Raw genomic sequence first — 3,790 nt, 5'->3', positions numbered from 1 at the left:
GTAAATGGCGAAGCGGGCTTGCGCGATTTTTCCGTACGCCTGCCGCTGCGGTTCGTCGACTTGCTCTTCATAAATCCGGCGCACCTCGCGCGACGGTTTGTCGACCAGCCGCGCCAGCTCGATCATCGGATCGCGGGACTTGGCGATCGCTGCGGCGCCCCCTTCGGCCAGTTGCTTGCGCAGCGCCACGTCAGCCAGCTTCGAGCCGCCGACCAGCTCGGCGGCCCGCTCGCGCGGCGATTTGCCGGCCAGGATCTTTTGCACGAGCGGATCGTCGGCTCCCTCGATTTCCATCAGCATGCCGAGCGAATCGGCCAGCTTGACGATCTCCAGATCCGCGTAGATCGGCGCCTCGGAAAATAGTTGCTGCTTGAGCGAATCGAGCCCCGCTTCGGCATACTCGCGCAGCCGCTCGGCATTGGGTTTGCCGGTTTCTTCCGACAGCCGCAACAACCGCCGCGCGATCGCAAACAGGTCGGAATTGAAGGCGCGCCCCACTTCCAAAAGCTGATACTCGTCGTAGATGCCGGCCAACACCTCGATCGTGCGAGCGACCTGATCCCAGGCGTCGCCATACTCCTTGGCCAGTTTCGGATCCTTCATCACGGCTTCGCGGAGGGCCGTTTCTTCGCGGCGCTTCAGGTCCATGATCGCCGGATCCTGCAAACCAGCCAGACCGCCCAGCCGCGCCTTACGGCTGTTCTGGTAGCTGAACAAGTCGTCTTGCGCGCGGCGCTGGTTCTCCAGCCCACGCTCGGCAAAGGTGCGCAGCGCAATTTCGCGCCGCCGGATCATGTCCAGCACCGACGGGAAGGCAATATCGCGCAGGAACTCCAAATGTTTGACCGTGTCGAGTCGATTCGTACGGCCCGGGTGGCCCGAGACGAAGATCAGCTCGCCGTCCTTCGCGCCGGCTTTGCTCCACTTCAAGAAATCCTTGATCTTGGCCGGCTTGCCATCTTCGTAGACCCGGAAGAAGCAGACGTCCAAGTCGTAACGCGGATATTCGAAGTTGTCGGGATCGCCGCCGAAGAAGGCAATGTCTTTCTCCGGCGCGAACACCAGCCGGACGTCGGTGTATTTCTTGTAGCGATACAAATGATATTTGCCGCCGTGGTACAGCGTGACCACGTCGCTGCGCAGCCCGGTCTTGTCGAACGACTCTTTTTCGATCGTGTTCATCACGGCCAGCCGCTGCTTGCGCGCTTCGGCCGGGTCGGCCCCCTCGGGCACCGCTGATTTCACGCGGTCGGTCACATCTTCGATATCCACGAGCACGTTCAGCTCGAGGTCGACACACTTCACTTCCTCTTCGCGCTTGCGGGCGTGAAAGCCGATCTTGATCAGGTCGCGCTCGGGCGTGCTCAACTTTTGCAGGCAGTCGGCGCCGACGTGATGGTTGGTCATCACCAGCCCGTCAGACGAAACGAACGAGCCGGACCCACCGCTATTGAAGCGCACCGAGGATTGCCGCACGTGCTTGAGCCAGTCGGCATCGGGCGTGAATCCGTAAGTTTCCTTGAGCATCTTGTTCGGCGGGTTCGTGAACAGCCACATCCCCTCGTCGGCTTGCAAGGTGGAAACGACGCTCATGCAGAAAACTCCCAGGATGATTTGTAACCAGTGCGCTCGATGCATCGTGGCGAACCTTTGGTGTGACAGCGAAATGTGATTTGGGCGGGCCAGCACGCATTACCGCGATTTTTTTGCCGTCGGCGATTGCGGACGGCCGCCGCGGAACAGCAGACCAAAACCGGTGAGCGCCAACAACAAGATCAAAACCCCGAAGGCGGTCAGCGACGGCCAGTTGCTCGCCACCCAGCCGGCCGGCAGCTTCGGGGCGAGATTCATCTTGTCGAGAATCGTCGGCGCAAAGCCAAAGAACGCAACCAGCACGCCGCCGATCGCGCCGCCGGCGATGTAGCCCGAACTCAACAGTACGCCGGGGCTCATGTCGGCCTCGGCTTCGGACGAACCCTTGATGCGGTCGACGATCCAGCGGACGGCGCCGCCAATGAAAATCGGCACCGACGATTGAATCGGCAGATAGACGCCCACCGCAAACGGCAGCGAGGGCACGCCGGCCAATTCCAGCGTGACGGCGATCAACACGCCAATGAAGACCAGCTCCCAGGGAAGCTTTTGCTGCAAGATTCCGTCGATGATCAAGGCCATCAGGCGCGTCTTCGGCGCGCTGAACTTGTTGGGTACGGCAACGCCATCGTCGCGCGCTTTCAGTCGGCCGTTGATCCCCGGATCGACCAGGTAGACCAGTTGCCCGCGATCGTTGGCCAGGTATTTTCCCTGCGGCACGTTCGGAACCTGCCCTTCGGTGGCATGCCACACGTAGTACTCGGTCGGATCCTGGCTGTATTGGCCCCCGGCCTTCTCCTTGTGAGTGATCTTGGTGACGTCCGGCACGATGTAGCGGGGTACATTGTTTTTGCTCCACACCGTGCCGGCATTGTTAAGCATGATCAGGATGACCCCGATCACCAGCGCGCTGGTCAGGGCACCGATCAAGATCGCAATCTGCTGCAAACGCGGCGTGGCGCCGATTAAGTAGCCGGTTTTCAAATCTTGCGACGTTGTTCCACCGTTGCTCGAGGCGACGCACACGATCGCGGCCACGGTCATGGCCGTCAGCGTGGCCGCGGCGCCGGTCTGACCCATGGCCAAGAAAATGAGGCACGTGAGCAAAAGCGTGGCCACGGTCATGCCCGAGATAGGATTCGACGACGAACCGATCTCGCCCGTTAAACGGGACGAAACCGTCACGAATAAGAAGCCAAACACGACGATCATGCCCGCGCCGATCAGCCCGCGCGTGCTGACGCCTAGCCCAAGATTCGGAATCACGGCCATCGCCAGAACCAGTACCAGGGCGCCCAGGATTACGACGGCGATCGGCAGGTCCTGCTCGGTGCGCGGCGTCGACCCGCCCGCAGATTTGCCACCGCTGGGAATCATGTCGCGCAAGCCGGCTTTCAGCGAGCTGAAAATCATCGGCAACGCCTGAAGCATGCTGATGATGCCTCCGGCCGCCACCGCTCCGGCGCCGATGTACAGGATGTATCGCGTGCGGACGGCCGACACCGATTCTGCAATCTGATGAACCGTGGCGCCGTCGGGAAGCAGAGCGCGGCTGCCGAACAAAAACACCATCGGCGTCAATACCAGGTATGCCAGGACGCCACCCCCGAGCATGATCGACGCAATCTTCGGTCCAATGATGTAGCCCACGCCCAACAGCTCGGGCGTCAGTTCGCCGCCGAGCATGCCGCCGCGCAGCCCTTTGCCGGCGGAATTGGTCAACGGAATGTTCACCTCGTCCTTCCACAGGTGCAGCGCCGTCATTACAAACTTGTGGATAAACGCCAGGCCAAAGCCCGTGAACACCGTCGCGGCCGTGGCCCCGCCTTCCTCGCCGACAATGAGCACGTCGGCGCAAGCGGTCCCTTCCGGGTATTTCAGCCGACCATGCTGCTTGACGATGAAGGCCCGCCGCAGCGGGATCATCATCAAGATGCCGAGCAGCCCGCCCAGGACGCCCACGGTCATCACGCGCGTCAGTTCCATGTCCATGCCCAGGAGCATCAGGGCGGGAATGGTGACGCCGACGCCGAAGGCGATCGATTCGCCGGCCGAACCGGTCGTCTGCACGATGTTGTTTTCCAGGATCGTCGTGCGGCGAAAGCCTGTCAGGCGCGAGAAAAGCCGGAACAGCGTGATCGACAGGACGGCCACGGGAATCGACGCCGAGACGGTCAACCCCACCTTCAGCACCAGA

2 protein-coding genes are annotated in these 3,790 nt (G+C 61.7%); both read right to left on the bottom strand.

Going from position 1 to position 3,790, the window contains the following annotated elements; genetic code table 11:
- Positions 1-1,593: S46 family peptidase (locus VHD36_12880; protein ID HVU88206.1), on the bottom strand; the 1,593-nt coding region annotated here is incomplete at its 3' end.
- Positions 1,594-1,692: 99 nt separating this feature from the next.
- The coding region (locus tag VHD36_12875) for an oligopeptide transporter, OPT family (protein HVU88205.1) at positions 1,693-3,790 on the bottom strand (2,098 nt) is incomplete at its 5' end.

It is taken from the genome of Pirellulales bacterium (assembly GCA_035546535.1).
In the GTDB taxonomy this organism is placed as follows: domain Bacteria; phylum Planctomycetota; class Planctomycetia; order Pirellulales; family JACPPG01; genus JACPPG01.
The sequence above is the reverse complement of the archived record's forward strand: the minus strand, read 5'-3'. Positions and strand labels throughout refer to the sequence as shown.